Origin of the sequence: Escherichia sp. E2661 (assembly GCF_004745185.1) — a bacterium.
Taxonomy (GTDB): domain Bacteria; phylum Pseudomonadota; class Gammaproteobacteria; order Enterobacterales; family Enterobacteriaceae; genus Escherichia.
In genome coordinates this window covers 48,679-67,146 of record NZ_PDIG01000003.1, presented here as the reverse complement: position 1 = coordinate 67,146, position 18,468 = coordinate 48,679, and the positions used below count along the sequence as shown (strand labels likewise).

The 18,468-nt window shown below is 50.2% G+C and carries 12 protein-coding genes, 6 tRNA genes and 4 pseudogenes; 11 read left to right on the top strand and 11 right to left on the bottom strand.

Features of this window, described 5'->3' with window-relative positions:
• A pseudogene (locus CRI63_RS24180) lies at positions 1-121 on the top strand (hypothetical protein); the annotation flags it as partial.
• A 338-nt stretch (positions 122-459) separates the two neighbouring features.
• On the opposite strand, the gene CRI63_RS02560 reads toward CRI63_RS24180, so the two are convergent.
• The gene (locus CRI63_RS02560; RefSeq protein ID WP_130216878.1) at positions 460-1,698 is read right to left on the bottom strand and encodes an Nramp family divalent metal transporter; all 1,239 of its coding nucleotides are present in this window, start codon (positions 1,696-1,698) and stop codon (positions 460-462) included.
• Between the two features lie 335 nt (positions 1,699-2,033).
• Between CRI63_RS02560 and nupC the strand changes: the two are divergent.
• Positions 2,034-3,237: pseudogene (nupC, locus tag CRI63_RS02555) on the top strand (nucleoside permease NupC).
• Between the two features lie 227 nt (positions 3,238-3,464).
• Here nupC and CRI63_RS02550 read toward each other — a convergent pair.
• The 3 genes from CRI63_RS02550 to CRI63_RS02535 all read right to left on the bottom strand — a co-directional run bounded on the left by CRI63_RS02550 (position 3,465) and on the right by CRI63_RS02535 (position 6,053).
• Complete coding sequence (locus CRI63_RS02550) at positions 3,465-5,654, bottom strand: sensor domain-containing phosphodiesterase (RefSeq protein ID WP_130216876.1); 2,190 nt, start codon at positions 5,652-5,654, stop codon at positions 3,465-3,467.
• Between the two features lie 208 nt (positions 5,655-5,862).
• Positions 5,863-5,938, bottom strand: a tRNA-Ala gene (locus tag CRI63_RS02540).
• A 39-nt stretch (positions 5,939-5,977) separates the two neighbouring features.
• Positions 5,978-6,053 (bottom strand) — tRNA-Ala (locus CRI63_RS02535).
• Positions 6,054-6,273: 220 nt separating this feature from the next.
• Between CRI63_RS02535 and CRI63_RS02530 the strand changes: the two genes are divergently transcribed.
• On the top strand, positions 6,274-6,633 hold the full coding sequence (locus CRI63_RS02530; protein WP_130207360.1) for a YfeC-like transcriptional regulator: 360 nt from the start codon (positions 6,274-6,276) through the stop codon (positions 6,631-6,633).
• A gap of 1 nt (position 6,634) precedes the next feature.
• A complete protein-coding gene (locus tag CRI63_RS02525) occupies positions 6,635-7,027 on the top strand; it encodes a YfeC-like transcriptional regulator (RefSeq protein WP_135518411.1) in 393 nt (130 codons plus the stop codon).
• Between the two features lie 51 nt (positions 7,028-7,078).
• Here CRI63_RS02525 and gltX read toward each other — a convergent pair whose 3' ends face one another.
• Positions 7,079-8,494 (bottom strand): glutamate--tRNA ligase, encoded by a 1,416-nt coding sequence (gene gltX, locus CRI63_RS02520; protein WP_130221976.1) that lies wholly within the window; start codon positions 8,492-8,494, stop codon positions 7,079-7,081.
• A gap of 258 nt (positions 8,495-8,752) precedes the next feature.
• Here gltX and CRI63_RS02515 point away from each other — a divergent pair.
• The 6 genes and pseudogenes from CRI63_RS02515 (at position 8,753) to pnuC (ending at position 11,317) form a co-directional block, all read left to right on the top strand.
• Positions 8,753-8,828, top strand: a tRNA-Val gene (locus CRI63_RS02515).
• A gap of 4 nt (positions 8,829-8,832) precedes the next feature.
• Positions 8,833-8,908 (top strand) — tRNA-Lys (locus tag CRI63_RS02510).
• A 146-nt stretch (positions 8,909-9,054) separates the two neighbouring features.
• Positions 9,055-9,130, top strand: a tRNA-Lys gene (locus CRI63_RS02505).
• A gap of 33 nt (positions 9,131-9,163) precedes the next feature.
• Positions 9,164-9,239, top strand: a tRNA-Lys gene (locus tag CRI63_RS02500).
• Positions 9,240-9,516: 277 nt separating this feature from the next.
• A pseudogene (nadA, locus tag CRI63_RS02495) lies at positions 9,517-10,561 on the top strand (quinolinate synthase NadA).
• A gap of 36 nt (positions 10,562-10,597) precedes the next feature.
• Positions 10,598-11,317: a nicotinamide riboside transporter PnuC gene (gene pnuC / locus CRI63_RS02490; RefSeq protein ID WP_130214942.1), complete on the top strand. Its 720-nt coding sequence runs from the start codon at positions 10,598-10,600 to the stop codon at positions 11,315-11,317.
• On the opposite strand, the gene zitB is transcribed toward pnuC, so the two are convergent.
• Together zitB and CRI63_RS02480 are read right to left on the bottom strand one after the other, a co-directional pair.
• On the bottom strand, positions 11,314-12,249 hold the full coding sequence (gene zitB / locus CRI63_RS02485; RefSeq protein ID WP_130214939.1) for a CDF family zinc transporter ZitB: 936 nt from the start codon (positions 12,247-12,249) through the stop codon (positions 11,314-11,316). The two genes, pnuC and zitB, sit on opposite strands and share 4 nt — an antisense overlap.
• Positions 12,250-12,363: 114 nt before the next feature.
• A pseudogene (locus CRI63_RS02480) lies at positions 12,364-12,745 on the bottom strand (YbgS-like family protein).
• A 315-nt stretch (positions 12,746-13,060) separates the two neighbouring features.
• On the opposite strand from CRI63_RS02480, the gene aroG reads away from it, so the two are divergent.
• On the top strand, positions 13,061-14,113 hold the full coding sequence (gene aroG, locus CRI63_RS02475; RefSeq protein ID WP_130209918.1) for a 3-deoxy-7-phosphoheptulonate synthase AroG: 1,053 nt from the start codon (positions 13,061-13,063) through the stop codon (positions 14,111-14,113).
• 158 nt (positions 14,114-14,271) lie between these two features.
• On the opposite strand, the gene gpmA is transcribed toward aroG, so the two are convergent.
• From gpmA to galT, 4 genes are all read right to left on the bottom strand, one after another.
• Positions 14,272-15,024 carry a 2,3-diphosphoglycerate-dependent phosphoglycerate mutase gene (gpmA, locus tag CRI63_RS02470; protein WP_001295305.1) on the bottom strand — a complete coding sequence of 251 codons (753 nt, stop codon included), beginning with the start codon at positions 15,022-15,024 and terminating at the stop codon, positions 14,272-14,274.
• Positions 15,025-15,226: 202 nt separating this feature from the next.
• Positions 15,227-16,267 (bottom strand): galactose-1-epimerase, encoded by a 1,041-nt coding sequence (gene galM, locus CRI63_RS02465; RefSeq protein ID WP_135409722.1) that lies wholly within the window; start codon positions 16,265-16,267, stop codon positions 15,227-15,229.
• Positions 16,261-17,409 carry a galactokinase gene (gene galK / locus CRI63_RS02460; RefSeq protein WP_135518409.1) on the bottom strand — a complete coding sequence of 383 codons (1,149 nt, stop codon included), beginning with the start codon at positions 17,407-17,409 and terminating at the stop codon, positions 16,261-16,263. Before galK ends, galM begins: the two co-directional genes overlap by 7 nt.
• Before the next feature lie 3 nt (positions 17,410-17,412).
• Entirely contained in the window at positions 17,413-18,459 is a 1,047-nt protein-coding gene (gene galT / locus CRI63_RS02455) for a galactose-1-phosphate uridylyltransferase (protein ID WP_000191508.1), read from the bottom strand.
• Between the last annotated feature and the right edge of the window lie 9 nt (positions 18,460-18,468).

The following is an 18,468-nucleotide window of genomic DNA, read 5'->3' as shown; positions in this document are numbered from 1 at the left end:
GGCGTATCACCAGTGGCTCGGGAGTAAGCGTAAAGCGTATGAGCGTGGCTATCGCGAAGGCTGGCGCGACCGTGATGATCATCGCGGAAAAGGCCGGTGGACATGGGCGATCGGTCATTAAACACATTCGCTAATGGAGCGCAATGCCTGATGCGACGCTTGCGCGTCTTAGCAGGCCTACAAACCCACTTCATTTAACGCGTAGGGCGGATAAGGCGTTTTACGCCGCATCCGCCAGTGGTGCCTGATGCGACGCTTGCGCGTCTTATCAGGCCTACAAACCCGCTCCATTTAACGCGTAGGGCGGATAAGGCGTTTTACGCCGCATCCGCCAGTGGTGCCTGATGCGACGCTTGCGCGTCTTATCAGGCCTACAAACCCACTTCATTTAACGCGTAGGGCGGATAAGGCGTTTTTACGCCGCATCCGCCAGTGGTGCCTGATGCGACGCTCATTCAACTACAGCCCCAATGCCGTTCCCACCAACAACCAGATATTCAGCGTTACCACCAGCACCACAATCATCCAGCCGATTTGTTTAACCCATTTGCTATTCACCAGATCGCCCATCAACTTGCTGTCACTGGTGAAAATCAGCAGCGGCACCAGCGCCAGAGCAATACCAAAACTGAGCAACACCTGACTCATAACCAGAATCCGTGTCGGATCTAATCCCATCAGAATGACAATAAATGACGGCAGCATGGTTACCGTACGGCGTACCCACAGCGGAATATGAAAGCGAATGAACCCCTGCATCACCACCTGCCCTGCCAACGTACCCACTACCGTTGACGAAAGCCCCGCCGCCACCAGACTTAAACCAAAAACCGTTGCCGCAGCATTACTTAACAGCGGTTGCAGCGTAAGGTAAGCCTCATCAAGGTCAGCAACACCAGTATGACCAGAAAAGTGAAACGCGGCGGCAGCCGTTGCCATCATCGCCAGATTGACAAAGCCGGCGATGGTCATGGCAATCGCCACATCCCATTTGGTCGCAGAGTAACGTTGCTGGCGTGAACCACCGTGTAGATGCTGGGTGAGCGAAGAGTGAAGATAAATCACGTGCGGCATAATCGTCGCCCCTAACACGCCAGCCGCCAGGAAGACCGCTTCCGAGGTCGGTAAACTCGGTATCGCCATACCTTTGCTCAACTGCACCAGATTCGGTTGGGAGAAAATCAACTCGACAATGTAAGCCGCGGCAACAAACAACAGAAGCCCACCAATCACTTTCTCCAGCGGTTTTTGCCCGCGACGTTGCAGCATTAAAATCAAGAAGGTGGCGATACCTGTCAGCACCGCCCCCTGCAATAAAGAAACACCAAGAATGAGTTTGAAACCGATCGCCGCACCAATAAATTCCGCCAGATCGGTCGCCATCGCAATAATTTCCGCCTGGACCCAATAGAACCAGACTACCGGACGTGGGTAGTGGTCGCGAATTTGCTCCGCCAGATTTTTACCAGTGGCAATCCCGAGTTTGGCCGAGAGGATCTGAATCAGCATCGCCATTAAGTTGGCCCAGACGACCACCCACAGCAGTTGATAGCCGAAGCTGGCGCCCGCCTGAATATTGGTCGCAAAGTTACCGGGATCGATATAACCAATTGCCGCAATGAACGCAGGTCCCATTAATGCGAGCCTCATCTTGCGCGCTGCCCGACCGCTGCTACTCTCAACGCGATAGTTCGTCATCTTGTGCCTCTAAAACATAGCCTTTGCTATGTTTCATGCTATGTCAAACGAGAATGATTATCAAATTCATTTAAATGGATTGTGGTGATTTCTCTGATAGACCAGGATTATGACTACGAAAAGATTGATGATTTGAATGTTATAATTATGTTTAATGTTAGCACATTTACATAACTTTCAGCTTCCATACACAACATAGCAAAAATGTATGACAGGTCACTATTTTTGAAGCTTGTCACAGGACGTCATTATAGTGTGTGTCAGATCTCGTTTTCCTTACCCATGTTACATAGAATGTGCACGGAAATTTAACCTGCCTCATATTTGGAGCAAATATGGACCGCGTCCTTCATTTTGTACTGGCACTTGCCGTTGTTGCGATTCTCGCACTGCTGGTAAGCAGCGACCGCAAAAAAAATTCGTATCCGTTATGTTATTCAACTGCTTGTTATCGAAGTGTTACTGGCGTGGTTCTTCCTGAACTCCGACGTTGGTCTGGGCTTCGTGAAAGGCTTCTCCGAAATGTTCGAAAAACTGCTCGGATTTGCCAACGAAGGGACTAACTTCGTCTTTGGTAGCATGAATGATCAAGGCCTGGCATTCTTCTTCCTGAAAGTGCTATGCCCAATCGTCTTTATCTCTGCGCTGATTGGTATTCTCCAGCACATTCGCGTGTTGCCGGTGATTATCCGTGCAATTGGTTTCCTGCTCTCCAAAGTCAACGGCATGGGCAAACTGGAATCCTTTAACGCCGTCAGCTCCCTGATTCTGGGTCAGTCCGAGAACTTTATCGCCTATAAAGATATCCTCGGCAAAATCTCCCGTAATCGTATGTACACCATGGCAGCCACGGCGATGTCCACCGTTTCTATGTCCATCGTTGGTGCATACATGACCATGCTGGAACCGAAATACGTCGTTGCTGCGCTGGTACTGAACATGTTCAGCACCTTTATCGTGCTGTCGCTGATCAACCCTTACCGTGTTGATGCCAGCGAAGAAAACATTCAGATGTCCGACCTGCACGAAGGCCAGAGCTTCTTCGAAATGCTGGGTGAATACATTCTGGCAGGCTTCAAAGTAGCCATTATCGTTGCCGCAATGCTGATCGGCTTTATCGCCCTGATCGCTGCACTGAACGCTCTGTTTGCTACCGTGACTGGCTGGTTTGGCTACAGCATCTCCTTCCAGGGCATTCTGGGCTACATCTTCTATCCAATTGCATGGGTGATGGGTGTTCCTTCCAGTGAAGCACTGCAAGTTGGCAGCATCATGGCAACCAAACTGGTTTCCAACGAGTTCGTTGCAATGATGGATCTGCAGAAAATTGCTTCCACGCTCTCTCCGCGTGCTGAAGGTATCCTCTCTGTGTTCTTGGTATCCTTCGCTAACTTCTCTTCTATCGGGATTATCGCGGGTGCCGTTAAAGGCCTGAACGAAGAGCAAGGTAACGTGGTTTCTCGCTTCGGTCTGAAACTGGTTTACGGCTCTACGCTGGTGAGTGTGCTGTCTGCGTCAATCGCAGCACTGGTACTGTAAGCGAATCCATTAAAAAAGCCGGGGATAATTCCCCGGCTTCAGTTTGTTGACAACGTGTGCTTTTTTTATGCCGGATGCGGCGTAAATGCCCTACCAAGCTGACAAAACAACGCAAATTCAATAGATTGTGTTTCCATGCAGACCCGATAAGCGCAGCGCATCAGGCAATTGTCCGTTTGTCATCAACCTCAAATGCCGGGGATAATTCCCCGGCTTTTTTACGCCTGTTAATCAACTAATGGTTGCGGGCGACCAATTAAATACCCTTGCAGATATTGCACCCCGAGCTTATGCAATAGCGCCTGCTGCTGTTGCGTCTCGACAAACTCCGCGACCACACTTAATGACTTCGCTTTCGCCAGATCGGTAATAGATCTCACTATCATCGCATCCAGTGTATTAGTGACGATATCCTTAACGAAGACGCCATCAATCTTGATGATATCAGCCTGCAAACGTTTTAACCGTTCGTAGTTGGCATAGCCTGTGCCAAAGTCATCAATCGCAATACGGAAGCCAAACTTATGCAGTTGTTCGATATTGTACATACTGCTTTCTGCGTTAGAAAACGCCTGCTCCTCAGTGATCTCAATAATCACAGCCTCCGGGGAGACACGGTAACGTTTAAACAGACGAATAATTCGCCCGGCGATATTCTTTTGCAGCAGAGTGAGCGGCATTAAATTGACTGAAAAGCGCGGGCCTTTCTTGTCGCAAGGGTGGGTTGCCAGCCACTTCAGCAGGGATTCCAGCACCTGTAAATCGAATCGCGCGCTAAGGTTAAATTGGGCAATAAGCGGCAAAAATTTATCAGGCGTCATTATGCCGCCGTCGTATTTCAGACGCGCAAGGATTTCATCGTAACCTTCTCCATCCTTGTTGCGAATTGGCTGGGCATAGAGCAGCAAATCACCCTTATCTAACGCCTTACGGATTGTATTGAGTAACAACACCTGTTTGGTTGTCTGCCCGGATGCAATCTCTTCTCGATTATCCAACGCCAGCACGTGATGATGAACGCAGGATTGTTCTGCCAGCCAGCTTAACTGCCCCAGCATTGGCTGCAGGGTATCCTGATTACCGTCAAAACGTCCCCAGGCAGCACCATAGCCCATATCCAGCCCGGTGTTGTTCCAGTGGATTTGCCGACTGTTGAGAACGTTAACCATATGCTGTAGCCGCCCTTCCGTTTCCGGCCCGGTCAGTACCAACAGCAATTCGCTCCCCGGCAATTGATACAACTTTTCGTTTTCCTGCATCAATGGCAGCAATGTACGGTAAATTGAGCGGATACAATGAACGCGCATTACTAACCCGTAATGGCGACTCATAAACTCAAGATTATCAATGCGCAGACAGCAAAAACTCTTACCAGCCTCTTGCTCCTGCGATTGCTCCAGTGCACGAAAGTTGGGTAATAGCGTTAACGGATCGGTCAGTGCCTGCAAATGCCAGCGACGGTTAAGCCATTCGCTACGATAATAAATGCGTACCATGTAAAGCAGGCAAACGCTAAAGGAAATCAGCACCGCGAGAATAAATGCCAGCGAATATTCTGTTTCCACCCCTTGTAAAAAATTCTGGTTGTAATTCAGGAGGAAAAGCGTCGATACAGCCCAGGTAAGATTTAAAAACGGATAACGAAGTTTACCGACACCAAGGGTAAAGATGATAAAGAAAACAGGTACCAGATAACCGGCGATAAAGTCGTTTTCATAAGGCGTGCACATCAAAAGTAGCAGAACGCTAAGAGCCGCCAGCCAACTTAAGGTAAATGTGCGTTTTTCTTTACTCAGCGACGGTGCGATATCTCTGCGCCACAATATCTGCGCAAAGTGAGGACTTACAATCATGCGAGTGAGATAGTAAAAGAGCATGTTGTAAATCAACACGGCGGTGAAAAGGCTTAGTAAATCAACGACCGTGAAAATCGCGTCGGCATCGCCGAAAAAGGTTGATATCTTTAGTGGGAAATCAAAGAACCTGCCCACGAGATACATGCTGCCTTTGATGCCGAACGGCGTCACCAAACCAAGCCAGAAGAGACGTTTCCATACGTTTCGGGTGGTTAATCCGTAGCGCCAACGCGTTCCCAACTGCCAGCGTAATATTGCGCAGGCACACAGCACAGCAAACGACTGGCTGCCAAGCATGACGGCGGTTTGCAAAAATGAGAGATGAAAATTCCACAGATTGGTGCAAAACATTCCGCATAAAACGGGAACGACACCGCGCCAGCCGAAGATAAAGAATATTGATAGCATTACGCACAGTGGCATCCACGCCAGGAAAATATAGCTGGAATGGATAACAGCAAGTGGCGAGATAAAACGGGATAGCTGAATAAGTACCACGGTGAGCGTAAACGCTAGTGCAAATATCTTGATATTTTTTATCAGGTTATGCTCCACAAACATGAGTACACTACTCTCACTGATCGGGGTTTTAAGGCACACAAATAATAAGTTTATTCGCATCGCGAAGCAAACAGGGACCGACCTGTTGCCGATATTTCATCCAATGATGTTTCCAACAGGCAACACTAACCTGGGAGGTAGACTGTATTACAAAAGCGGCAAAAAGCAGAGACAAAAAACCCCCGCTTTGCAGCGAGGGTTTGAAATTTGGTGGAGCTAAGCGGGATCGAACCGCTGACCTCTTGCATGCCATGCAAGCGCTCTCCCAGCTGAGCTATAGCCCCACGAGTCGTTTACGTACCAAATTTGCTGGGTGCAAAATTTGGTGGAGCTAAGCGGGATCGAACCGCTGACCTCTTGCATGCCATGCAAGCGCTCTCCCAGCTGAGCTATAGCCCCATCACGTAAAGCTTGTCGAGTTGACGGGCGGCATCATATGAATTCCGCCCGAATGTGTCAACGGCAAATTGCAAGGCGTAGTTTCAATCGCTGAAAAATCAGGCAAATGAACTATTTTGGATAGTCGCTCGCATTCAGTAGTTATTCCTGTCACGGTTTCTTGTAAAGTGGTGTTATAAAATGAACCACTAATAGACCCGCAATCATTCAGGGAATTGTTATGTTCAAGGAGAGGATGACGCCAGATGAACTTGCCAGGCTGACCGGTTATAGCCGCCAGACCATTAATAAATGGGTACGCAAGCAAGGCTGGACGACATCACCAAAACCAGGTGTCCAGGGTGGCAAGGCCCGACTGATTCACGTCAATAAACAAGTTCGTGAATATATTCGTAATGCAGAACGTCCGGACGATCAAAGAGAAGCTCCTGAACTGTCTGCCGATACGCCGCTTGAAGTGCTGCTGGTGACGCTGGCGAAAGAGATGACGCCTCTTGAACAAAAACAGTTTACATCCTTGCTTCTGCGGGAAGGGATTATCGGATTATTACAACGCTTAGGGATTCGCGACAGCAAATAATATGAAAAGATTACGTAATAAAATGACCACCGAAGAGCTGGCGGAATACCTGGGTGTGGCTAAACAAACTGTTAACCGTTGGATCAGAGAAAAAGGCTGGAGAACGGAAAAATTTCCCGGCGTGAAAGGAGGTCGTGCCAGACTTATTCTGGTCGATTCGCAGGTTTGCGAGTTTATTCAGAACACGCCTGCGTTCCATAACACACCAATGTTGATGGAAGCTGAAGAGAGAATTGCTGAATACGCTCCTGGAGCACGCGCCCCGGCGTATCGACAAATCATCAACGCGATAGATAATATGACAGACATTGAGCAGGAAAAAGTCGCGCAATTTTTGTCACGTGAAGGAATTCGCAATTTCCTCGCCCGTCTCGATATTGACGAATCAGCATAAATAAAAAACGGCAGGATATTATCTCCTGCCGTTTATCTTTTTACACGCTAATTACTGCTGATTTTCGCGTTCAGCAATAAAGGCCAGCGCTTTGTTGATACGCTCAATGCTACGTGTCTTACCGATCGCGTGAACGGTAACATCCAGTGCCGGGGACTGCCCTGCACCGGTAACGGCGACACGCAGCGGCATCCCAACTTTACCCATGCCCACTTCCAGTTCATCCGCCGTTGCCTGAATCGCGTGGTGAACATTTTCCGCCGTCCAGTCAGTGATAGCAGACAGTTTATCGCGCACTACTTCCAGCGGCTGACGCGCTACCGGACGCAGATGTTTTTTCGCAGCTTCGGCATCAAACTCAGCAAAATCTTCGTAGAAATAGCGGCAGCTTTGCGCCATCTCTTTCAGCGTTTTGCAGCGTTCACCCAGCAGTTTCACCAGCTCAGCAAGCTGCGGGCCGTTACGGGTATCAATATTTTCCTGCTCGATGTGCCACTGTAAGTGAGTAGCCACATACTCCGGCGGCAGCGCGTTAATATAGTGATGGTTCAACCACAGTAGTTTATCAGTGTTGAACGCACTGGCAGATTTGCTGACGGCATTCAGGGTGAAGTATTTGATCATCTCTTCACGAGTGAAGATTTCCTGATCGCCGTGGGACCAGCCCAGACGCACCAGATAGTTCAGCAGTGCTTCTGGCAGATAGCCGTCGTCGCGGTACTGCATTACGCTGACTGCACCGTGACGTTTGGACAATTTTTTACCGTCATCACCGTTGATCATAGAAACGTGCGCGTAAACCGGCACCGGCGCTTTCAGGGCCTTAAGAATGTTGATCTGGCGCGGCGTGTTGTTGATATGGTCCTCACCACGGATGACGTGAGTAATTTCCATATCCCAGTCGTCGACAACCACACAGAAGTTATAGGTCGGAGAACCATCGGTACGGCGGATAATCAGATCATCCAGCTCCTGGTTGCTGAACTCGATCGGACCACGGATCTGATCGTCAAAAACAACGGAACCTTCCTGTGGGTTAGCAAAACGTACAACGCACGGTTCATCATCAGCGTGATGCTCATGGCTGTGGCGGCAACGGCCGTCATAACGCGGCTTCTCGCCTTTTGCCATCTGCTCTTCACGCAGCGCTTCGAGGCGCTCTTTAGAGCAGTAGCATTTATAGGCAGTACCCTCTTCCAGCATCTGATCGATAACCGCGTTATAGCGATCGAAACGTTTGGTCTGGAAGTACGGGCCTTCATCCCACTCCAGACTCAGCCAGTTCATGCCATCCATAATGGCTTCGATAGCTTCCGGCGTGGAACGCTCAAGATCGGTGTCTTCAATACGCAGCACGAACTCACCGCCGTGGTTACGTGCAAAAAGCCAGGAGTAAAGAGCAGTACGCGCGCCGCCAACGTGCAGATAGCCTGTTGGGCTTGGCGCGAAGCGAGTTTTGATTTTCATGAAATGGCCTTACGTTTAGAAAGATGCCGACAACCGGCAAATCCTGGAAAAATTGAGTGGGCGATATTCTATCACTCCCGCCTGATTCCTCAATGTAGTTCGGGTTGCTACCTTACGCATTATTGTTTTCGTTGACAAATTGCGCAACACGGTCTGTTTTGCGATCACCTTGCTTAAATTTACGACGAACGAACAATTTCTTTAGAAAATGCGTTGACTCATTTCCAACTCTCCCTATAATGCGACTCCACACAGCGGGGGTGATTAGCTCAGCTGGGAGAGCACCTCCCTTACAAGGAGGGGGTCGGCGGTTCGATCCCGTCATCACCCACCACTTCGGGTCGTTAGCTCAGTTGGTAGAGCAGTTGACTTTTAATCAATTGGTCGCAGGTTCGAATCCTGCACGACCCACCAATTTTAACATCAAACTCAGATGTTAAGCGTGAAGGATAACGTTGCGCTAGCAACGGCCCGTAGGGCGAGCGAAGCGAGTCATCCTGCACGACCCACCAATCTTAAAGATTGGATTCGAGTAAAAATCTTTCAGGTAACGCCCATATGGGTCGTTAGCTCAGTTGGTAGAGCAGTTGACTTTTAATCAATTGGTCGCAGGTTCGAATCCTGCACGACCCACCATCCTGAATGATTAAAGCAGCATAATCCCGCAAGGGGTCGTTAGCTCAGTTGGTAGAGCAGTTGACTTTTAATCAATTGGTCGCAGGTTCGAATCCTGCACGACCCACCAATGTAAAAAAGCGCCCTAAAGGCGCTTTTTTGCTATTCAGGCATCCCTCAATTTCAATTCTTGACCCTGATGACATACTCCGCGCTTGCTGCGTAAACAACTCTACGTCGGAGGAATAAGACGCAAAGTATGGCATTCGGCATCTCATACGTAATTCGAGTGACTTTTCCCAACCATTCGACTATCTTGTTTAGCATATAAAACAAATTACGCCGATAATAGCGAATATCACGCTTATGTCGGTTTTAACGTTAAGCCTGTAAAACGAGATGGCCAAATGAGCGTGATGTTTGATCCTGAAACGGCGATTTATCCTTTCCCCCCGAAGCCAACGCCGTTAAGCATTGATGAAAAAGCGTATTATCGCGAGAAAATAAAACGTCTGCTGAAAGAACGTAATGCGGTGATGGTCGCCCACTACTATACCGATACCGAAATTCAACAGCTGGCTGAAGAAACCGGTGGCTGTATCTCTGATTCTCTGGAAATGGCCCGCTTCGGTGCTAAGCATCCCGCTTCTACGCTGTTAGTTGCTGGGGTGAGATTTATGGGGGAAACTGCCAAAATTCTCAGCCCGGAAAAAACAATTCTGATGCCAACACTTCAGGCTGAATGTTCACTGGATCTCGGATGTCCGATTGAAGAATTCAACGCATTTTGCGATGCCCATCCCGATCGTACTGTCGTTGTCTACGCCAACACTTCTGCTGCGGTAAAAGCGCGTGCAGATTGGGTGGTAACTTCAAGCATTGCCGTCGAACTCATTGACCATCTGGATAGCTTGGGTGAAAAAATCATCTGGGCACCAGACAAACATTTGGGGCGTTACGTGCAAAAACAGACAGGCGCAGACATCTTATGCTGGCAAGGCGCCTGTATCGTTCATGACGAGTTTAAGACTCAGGCGTTAACCCAATTACAAAAACAGTACCCCGATGCTGCCATACTGGTGCATCCGGAGTCACCACAAGCTATTGTCGATATGGCCGATGCTGTTGGTTCCACAAGTCAGTTGATTAACGCTGCAAAAACATTGCCGCATCAGCAACTGATTGTGGCGACTGACCGGGGCATTTTCTACAAAATGCAGCAGGCAGTGCCAGATAAAAAAATTGCTGGAAGCGCCAACCGCAGGCGAGGGCGCTACCTGTCGAAGTTGCGCTCATTGTCCGTGGATGGCAATGAATGGCCTTCAGGCCATCGCAGAGGCGCTGGAACAGGGAGGAAGCAATCACGAGGTTCATGTTGACGAAAATCTGCGAGAGAGGGCGCTGGTGCCGCTCAACCGCATGCTGGATTTTGCGGCTACACTACGTGGATAACTGACAATAAGGCGTCACGCTACACATGGGGGAAAGATGGATTTTTTTAGCACACAGAACATTCTGGTTCATATACCGATCGGTGCTGGCGGTTACGATCTCTCATGGATCGAAGCGGTGGGGACGATCGCCGGGTTACTGTGTATTGGCCTTGCCAGTCTGGAGAAGATCAGTAACTACTTTTTTGGCCTGATCAACGTTACCCTGTTTGGCATTATTTTCTTTCAGATTCAGCTGTATGCCAGCCTGCTGTTACAGGTGTTTTTCTTTGCCGCTAACATTTATGGCTGGTATGCCTGGTCGCGACAAACCAGTCAACATGAAACTGAGTTGAAAATTCGCTGGTTGCCATTGCCGAAGGCGCTAAGCTGGTTGGCGGTTTGCGTTGTTTCGATTGGTCTGATGACGGTATTTATCAATCCGGTGTTTGCATTTTTGACCCGCGTGGCAGTCACGATTATGCAAGCATTGGGTTTGCAGGTAGTGATGCCAGAATTGCAACCGGACGCCTTCCCATTCTGGGACTCCTGCATGATGGTACTCTCCATCGTGGCAATGATTCTGATGACGCGTAAATACGTCGAAAACTGGTTATTGTGGGTCATCATTAACGTGATTAGCGTGGTGATTTTCGCCTTACAGGGCGTCTATGCCATGTCGCTGGAGTATCTGATCCTGACCTTTATTGCCCTCAACGGCAGCCGGATGTGGATCAACAGCGCACGCGAAAGAGGTTCACGCGCGCTGTCCCATTAATGGTGATGATGTGAATGGCCAGACACCCCTTCATTCAGGTGGCAGTCTGGCCCATGACAAGGTTGATATTCCATCTGGATGGTGGCGTGCTCAATCTGATAGTGATCCATCAAATAGTGTTGGATCTGATCTAACAAGGCATCGTGATCGTGTGGCGGGATCACCTGCACATGCAGCGTCATCACTGGCTTTTCGCCCACCATCCACACATGTACATGGTGCACATTGCGGACTTCCGGGATTTCCCGGCACATGCGGCGTTTCATTTCAGCAATATCCAGCGAAACGGGCGCACCTTCAAGTAATTCATTCACGCTGTCTTTCAATAATCGCCACGCGCTGCGTAGAACCAGAAGCGACACGAGTATCGAGAGAATGGGGTCCGCAGGTGTCCAGCCGGTCCAGATAATTATCAACGCGGCGACGATAGCACCAACGGAACCCAGCAGGTCCCCAAGCACATGCAGTGCCGCTGCTCGCACGTTGAGGTTTTTCTCTTCACTACCGTGATGAAGTAACCAGAAAGAAAGTATATTTGCCAGCAATCCCGCCACGGCAATCGCCATCATCATACCGCCTTCAACCGGACGCGGCGTGCGGAAACGTTCTATCGCCTCCCAGACAATCAAAATCGTAATCACCACCAGGGCGATGGCATTCACAAACGCCGCGAGCGTGGTCAATCTTAGCCAACCGAAAGTGTGGCGAATGGTGGGAGGACGACGTGAAAATTGCACGGCGAGTAGGGCGAAAAGCAGGGCGGCAGTATCGGTCAACATATGTCCGGCATCAGCCAGCAATGCCAGAGAACCGGAAAGAAAACCGCCAATGACTTCTACCAGCATAAACCCGGCAGTTACGCCGAAAGCATACAACAAGCGACGAGCATTATTATCTTCTGGTAGGTGTGGGGAAGTGTGTGAGTGCGCCATGACGAGTCATCCCTTAATTTATCTCACTTAACTTTATGACATCATACTTCTTTTAGAAGGGAAAAATTAAAAAGGAGAGCCTCCGCTCTCCCATTATCAGCCATATATCCTGGCTTACTGCGTAGTACCGTCGGTTTTGGTATCGACATCATTATTGATGCCATCACCGGTTTGTACCTTTTTATTGATGTCCGGGCAGCGACCGTCTTTGCACATGGTATTTTTGTGCTCTTCGTCTTTGGTCATGCCGTCATTGTTCATGGATGAACCATTCGGGTGCAGCATAGTCCCGCCCGAGTTGGTATTAACCCCGTTATTGTCGACGTTATTTGGTGCGACATTTTTCACGAGCGTCCGGGGCAACCTGGCCCGCATCAGCTGCGGCGTTTGCCTGGCCGTTGTTGGTTTGCGCTCCACTATCGGCAGCCAGTGCGGCGCCGCTGGCAAGGCTTAGAGTGGCAGTCAAAAATAGTGTGGCCAGTTTTGTCATTTTCATAGGATGCTCCTGTTATGGTCGTTATGTCGGATAACCTCTTCCAACAGTGCATTTGCAGGTGAATATCAGGCAATGGTTTAAGATTTCAGCCAGGCAAAGAAATCCAGCAGAGAATCTTGAAATAATTAATAAACAAAGAAGTTACAGTTAGAAATTGTAGGAGAGATCTCGTTTTTCGCGACAATATGGCGTATTTCTTGCCGATTCCAGGATTATTCCGTCCATAGTGTAAAACCCCGTTTACACATTCTGACGGAAGATATAGATTGGAAGGATTGCATTCACCAAGATAAGTATGGCAACACTGGAACAGACATGAATTATCAGAACGACGATTTACGCATCAAAGAAATCAAAGAGTTACTTCCTCCTGTCGCACTGCTGGAAAAATTCCCTGCTACTGAAAATGCCGCGAATACGGTTGCCCATGCCCGAAAAGCGATCCATAAGATCCTGAAAGGTAATGATGATCGCCTGTTAGTGGTGATTGGTCCGTGCTCAATTCATGATCCTGTCGCGGCTAAAGAGTATGCCACTCGCTTGCTGGCGCTGCGTGAAGAGCTAAAAGACGACCTGGAAATCGTAATGCGCGTCTATTTTGAAAAGCCGCGTACCACGGTGGGCTGGAAAGGGCTGATTAACGATCCGCATATGGATAACAGCTTCCAGATCAACGACGGTCTGCGTATTGCCCGTAAATTGCTGCTTGATATTAACGACAGCGGTCTGCCAGCGGCGGGTGAGTTTCTCGACATGATCACCCCACAATATCTCGCTGACCTGATGAGCTGGGGCGCAATTGGCGCACGTACTACGGAATCGCAGGTGCACCGCGAACTGGCATCTGGTCTTTCTTGCCCGGTAGGTTTCAAAAATGGCACAGACGGTACGATTAAAGTGGCTATCGATGCCATTAATGCCGCCGGTGCGCCGCACTGCTTCCTTTCAGTGACCAAATGGGGTCATTCGGCGATTGTGAATACCAGCGGTAACGGCGATTGCCATATCATTCTGCGCGGCGGTAAAGAGCCTAACTACAGCGCGAAGCACGTTGCTGAAGTGAAAGAAGGGCTGAACAAAGCAGGCCTGCCAGCACAAGTGATGATTGATTTCAGCCATGCCAACTCGTCCAAACAGTTTAAAAAGCAGATGGATGTGTGTGCGGACGTTTGCCAGCAGATTGCTGGTGGCGAAAAAGCCATTATTGGTGTGATGGTGGAAAGCCATCTGGTGGAAGGCAATCAGAGCCTCGAGAGCGGGGAGCCGCTGGCTTATGGCAAGAGTATCACCGATGCCTGTATTGGCTGGGATGATACCGATGCTCTGTTACGTCAACTGGCGAATGCAGTAAAAGCGCGTCGCGGGTAAGGTTTAATTGTCGGATGCACCGCCAGAGTGGCGTATCCGATGAATCACCATAGGCCTGATAAGATGCGCAGCGTCGCATCAGGCAATGTGCTCCATTGTTAGCAACAAAAAAGCCGACTCGCTTGCAGTCGGCTTTCTCATTATTAAACAAATGACGTTTACTTCGCTTTACCCTGGTTAGCGACAGCAGCTGCTTTCGCCGCGATCTCGTCAGCATTACCCAGATAATAGCGTTTCAGCGGTTTGAAGTTCTCGTCGAACTCATACACCAGCGGCACGCCAGTCGGGATATTTAGCTCAAGAATCTCTTCTTCGCTCATGTTATCAAGATATTTCACCAGCGCACGCAACGAGTTACCATGAGCGGCGATGATTACGCGCTCACCGCTCTTCATACGCGGCAGAATGGTTTCATTCCAGTAAGGGATCACGCGGTCAATGGTCAGCGCCAGGCTTTCAGTCAGCGGCAGCTCTTTCTCGCTCAGTTTCGCGTAACGCGGATCGTGGCCCGGATAACGCTCATCATCTTTAGTCAGTTCCGGCGGAGTCACCGCAAAACCACGACGCCACTGTTTCACCTGCTCGTCGCCATACTTTTCAGCAGTTTCCGCTTTGTTCAGACCCTGCAACGCACCGTAGTGACGTTCGTTCAGTTTCCAGGATTTCTCAACGGGCAGCCATGCCTGATCCAGTTCGTCCAGCACGTTCCACAGGGTATGGATAGCGCGTTTCAGCACAGAGGTGTAAGCAAAGTCAAAGCTGTAACCTTCCTCTTTCAGCAGCTTACCTGCTGCTTTTGCTTCGCTTACGCCTTTCTCAGACAGATCCACGTCGTACCAACCGGTGAAACGGTTTTCTTTGTTCCACTGACTTTCGCCATGACGAACCAGAACCAGCTTAGTTACAGCCATATACTTACTCCTCAAATCATCTTTTAATGATAATAATTCTCATTATATTGCCGTGACGAAGCAACAGCAATGCTTACGCATAACCATAGCGAAAATAGTGTCGCAGTGTAAGGTTGTTGTGAATATTGAGTTGCAAATATGTCGGTATTTGCTGGTGATTTGAACAATACGAGGATAAAGCCCTCATGACGAGGGCTTAACATTACTCAGCAATAAACTGATATTCCGTCAGGCTGGAATACTCTTCGCCAGGACGCAGGAAGCAGTCCGGCTGCGGCCATTCAGGGTGGTTCGGGCTGTCCGGCAGAAACTCGCTTTCCAGCGCCAGCCCCTGCCAGTCGGCGTAAGGTTCAGTTCCTCTTGATGGTGTGCCGCCGAGGAAGTTGCCGGAGTAGAATTGCAGAGCCGGAGCGGTGGTGTAGACCTTCAGCTGCAATTTTTCATCTGCTGACCAGACATGCGCCGCCACTTTTTTGCCATCGCCTTTGGCCTGTAACAAGAACGCGTGATCGTAACCTTTCACTTTGCGCTGATCGTCGTCGGCAAGAAACTCACTGGCGATGATTTTGGCGCTGCGGAAATCAAAAGACGTTCCGGCGACAGATTTCAGGCCGTCGCGCGGAATGCCGCCTTCATCAACCGGCAGGTATTCGTCCGCCAGAATCTGCAACTTGTGATTGCGCACGTCAGACTGCTCGCCGTCAAGATTGAAATAGACGTGATTAGTCATATTCACCGGGCAAGGTTTATCAACTGTGGCGCGATAAGTAATAGAGATGCGGTTATCGTCGGTCAGACGATATTGCACCGTTGCGCCGAGATTACCCGGAAAGCCCTGGTCGCCATCATCTGAACTCAGGGCAAACAGCACCTGACGATCGTTCTGGTTCACAATCTGCCAGCGGCGTTTGTCGAACCCTTCCGGGCCGCCGTGCAGTTGGTTGACGCCCTGACTTGGCAACAGCGTCACGGTTTCACCGTCAAAGGTATAACGACTATTGGCGATACGGTTGGCATAACGACCAATAGAGGCCCCAAGAAATGCAGCCTGATCCTGGTAGCATTCCGGGCTGGCGCAGCCAAGCAGAGCCTCGCGGACGCTGCCATCGGAAAGCGGAATACGGGCGGAAAGTAAAGTCGCACCCCAGTCCATCAGCGTGACTACCATCCCTGCGTTGTTACGCAAAGTTAACAGTCGGTACGGCTGACCATCGGGTGCCAGTGCGGGAGTTTCGTTCAGCACTGTCCTGCTCCTTGTGATGGTTTACAAACGTAAAAAGTCTCTTTAATACCTGTTTTTGCTTCATATTGTTCAGCGACAGCTTGCTGTACGGCAGGCACCAGCTCTTCCGGGATCAGCGCGACGATACAGCCGCCAAATCCGCCGCCGGTCATGCGTACGCCACCTTTGTCGCCAATCACAGCTTTGACGATTTCTACCAGAGTGTCAATTTGCGGCACGGTGATTTCGAAATCATCGCGCATAGAGGCATGAGACTCCGCCATCAACTCGCCCATACGTTTCAGGTCGCCTTGCCCCAGCGCGCTGGCAGCTTCAACGGTGCGGGCGTTTTCAGTCAGGATATGACGCACGCGTTTCGCCACGATTGGGTCCAGCTCATGTGCAACAGCGTTGAACTCTTCAATGGTGACATCGCGCAGAGCTGGCTGCTGGAAGAAACGCGCACCGGTTTCGCACTGTTCACGACGGGTGTTGTATTCGCTGCCAACCAGGGTACGTTTGAAGTTACTGTTGATGATGACCACAGCTACGCCTTTCGGCATGGAAACCGCTTTGGTCCCCAGCGAGCGGCAGTCGATCAGCAAGGCATGATCTTTCTTGCCGAGTGCGGAAATTAGTTGATCCATGATCCCGCAGTTACAGCCAACAAACTGGTTTTCTGCTTCCTGACCGTTAAGCGCGATTTGTGCGCCGTCCAGCGGCAGATGATAAAGCTGCTGCAATACGGTTCCGACCGCGACTTCGAGTGAGGCGGAAGAACTTAACCCGGCACCCTGCGGCACGTTGCCGCTGATCACCATGTCCACGCCGCCGAAGTTGTTGTTACGCAGTTGCAGATGTTTCACCACGCCACGAACGTAGTTCGCCCATTGATAGTTTCCATGCGCGACAATGGGCGCATCGAGGGAAAACTCGTCAGTCTGATTTTCATAATCGGCTGCCATTACGCGAACTTTACGGTCATCGCGTGGCGCACAGCTAATGACGGTTTGATAATCAATCGCGCAGGGCAGAACGAAACCGTCGTTGTAGTCGGTGTGTTCACCAATCAAATTCACGCGGCCAGGCGCCTGAATGGTGTGAGTGGCAGGGTAGCCAAATGCGTTGGCAAACAGAGATTGTGTTTTTTCTTTCAGACTCATTTCTTACACTCCGGATTCGCGAAAATGGATATCGCTGACTGCGCGCAAACGCTCTGCTGCCTGTTCTGCCGTCAGATCACGCTGGGTTTCTGCCAGCATTTCATAACCGACCATAAATTTACGTACGGTGGCGGAGCGCAGCAGAGGCGGATAAAAGTGCGCGTGCAGCTGCCAGTGTTGATTCTCTTCGCCATTAAACGGCGCACCGTGCCAGCCCATAGAGTAGGGGAAGGAGCACTGGAAGAGGTTGTCATAACGACTGGTCAGCTTTTTCAACGCCAGCGCAAGATCGCTGCGCTGGGCGTCGGTCAAATCGGTGATCCGCAAAACATGGGCTTTGGGCAGCAGTAGCGTTTCGAACGGCCAGGCAGCCCAGTAAGGCACTACGGCTAACCAGTGTTCGGTTTCGACAACGGTACGGCTACCGTCTGCCAGCTCGCGCTGGACATAATCCACCAGCATTGGCGATTTCTGCTCGGCAAAATATTCTTTTTGCAGGCGGTCTTCGCGCTCAGCTTCGTTAGGCAGGAAGCTATTTGCCCAAATCTGTCCGTGCGGATGCGGGTTAGAGCACCCCATCGCTGCACCTTTGTTTTCAAATACCTGCACCCACGGATAGGTTTTTCCCAGCTCTGCGGTTTGCTCCTGCCAGGTTTTGACGATTTCCGTCAATGCCGCAACGCTGAGTTCTGGCAGTGTTTTACTGTGATCAGGTGAAAAGCAGATCACCCGGCTGGTACCGCGCGCGCTCTGGCAACGCATCAACGGATCGTTGCTTTCTGGCGCATCTGGCGTGTCAGACATCAGGGCCGCAAAGTCATTGGTAAAAACGTAAGTCCCGGTGTAATCGGGGTTTTTATCGCCAGTCACCCGCACATTACCTGCGCAGAGGAAGCAATCTGGATCGTGCGCAGGTAACACCTGTTTGGCTGGCGTTTCCTGCGCCCCCTGCCAGGGGCGCTTAGCGCGGTGCGGTGAAACCAGAATCCATTGCCCGGTGAGCGGGTTGTAGCGGCGATGTGGATGATCAACGGGATTAAATTGCGTCATGGTCGTTCC